The organism is Streptomyces thermovulgaris (assembly GCF_002155915.1).
GTDB classification, from domain to species: Bacteria; Actinomycetota; Actinomycetes; order Streptomycetales; family Streptomycetaceae; genus Streptomyces; species Streptomyces thermovulgaris.
Genome location: NZ_MUME01000527.1, coordinates 1 through 932, shown reverse-complemented (window position 1 = coordinate 932; position 932 = coordinate 1). Strand labels below are relative to the sequence as shown.

General features: G+C 68.6%; 1 protein-coding gene. It reads left to right on the top strand.

The features are described 5' to 3' along the window. A partial coding sequence (locus CCN35_RS27060; RefSeq protein WP_281254830.1) for an acyl-CoA carboxylase subunit beta occupies positions 1-932 on the top strand: 932 nt, incomplete at both ends.

Genomic DNA, 932 nt, shown 5'->3' with positions numbered 1-932 from the left:
CAACTTCGGCCTGGACCGCACCCGCCCCTACGGCGACGGCGTGGTCACCGGCTACGGCACCGTCGACGGCCGCCCGGTGGCGGTGTTCTCCCAGGACTTCACCGTCTTCGGCGGCGCCCTGGGCGAGGTCTACGGCCAGAAGATCGTCAAGGTGATGGACTTCGCCCTGAAAACCGGCTGCCCCGTCATCGGCATCAACGACTCCGGCGGCGCCCGCATCCAAGAAGGCGTCGCCTCCCTGGGCGCCTACGGCGAGATCTTCCGCCGCAACACCCACGCCTCCGGCGTCATCCCCCAGATCAGCCTGATCATGGGCCCGTGCGCCGGCGGCGCGGTGTACTCCCCCGCCATCACCGACTTCACCGTCATGGTCGACCAGACCTCGCACATGTTCATCACCGGCCCCGACGTGATCAAAACCGTCACCGGCGAGGACGTGGGCTTCGAGGAACTGGGCGGCGCCCGCACCCACAACACCGCCTCCGGCGTCGCCCACCACCTGGCCGCCGACGAAAAGGACGCCATCGACTACGTCCAGCAGCTGCTGAGCTTCCTGCCGTCCAACAACCTCTCCGAACCCCCCGCCTACCCCCAGCAGGCCGACCTCACGATCACCGCCCAGGACGAAGAGCTGGATGCGCTCATCCCCGACAGCGCCAACCAGCCCTACGACATGCACACCGTCATCGAGCACGTCCTGGACGACGGCGACTTCCTGGAGACCCAGCCGCTGTTCGCCCCCAACATCATCACCGGCTTCGGCCGCGTCGAGGGCCACCCGGTGGGCGTGGTGGCCAACCAGCCCCTGCAACTGGCCGGCTGCCTGGACATCGACGCCTCCGAAAAGGCCGCCCGCTTCGTACGCACCTGCGACGCCTTCAACCTGCCGGTGCTCACCTTCGTGGACGTGCCCGGCTTCCTGCCCGGCGTCG